Source organism: Seonamhaeicola marinus (genome assembly GCF_008085455.1).
This window is the reverse complement of sequence record NZ_VSDQ01000764.1, coordinates 1-374: the sequence shown is the minus strand read 5'-3', so window position 1 is coordinate 374 and position 374 is coordinate 1. Positions and strand designations below refer to the sequence as shown.

The window sequence follows — 374 nt, the reverse complement described above, 5'->3', positions numbered from 1 at the left end:
ACTAATACTACTAAGATATTAGGTTTTTATCGCAATCGATCTACTGATTTTACAAGGTCTTCGTCCTTTTTAATGGCTTTATTAGCTAAAGCTAAAAATACGATAGAAATGATAGGAAGAAGTACCCCAATACCTTTCTCAGAAACCGCCGTTTCTCCAGATAAATTTAGTGATTGATATACAAAAAATCCTAGTAAAATAAAGTTTAATATCATGTTCAGGCGGCCCAACATAAATTGAGACTTCCTGTTTTTGTATCTAAATATTGCTACCAATGAAAAGAATGCCGATGTTATAAAAGCTGCAAACACATAACTGATATCTTGTGCAAATACTACTGTGCCTTGGCTGGTTTTCCATAGGTTAAACACAAA

At 33.2% G+C, this 374-nt stretch carries 1 protein-coding gene; it reads right to left on the bottom strand.

Annotated features, from left to right (window positions below; translation table 11 throughout):
- Window positions 1-26: 26 nt before the first annotated feature.
- A partial coding sequence (locus tag FUA24_RS23420; protein WP_148545748.1) for a DUF4293 domain-containing protein occupies window positions 27-374 on the bottom strand: 348 nt, incomplete at its 5' end.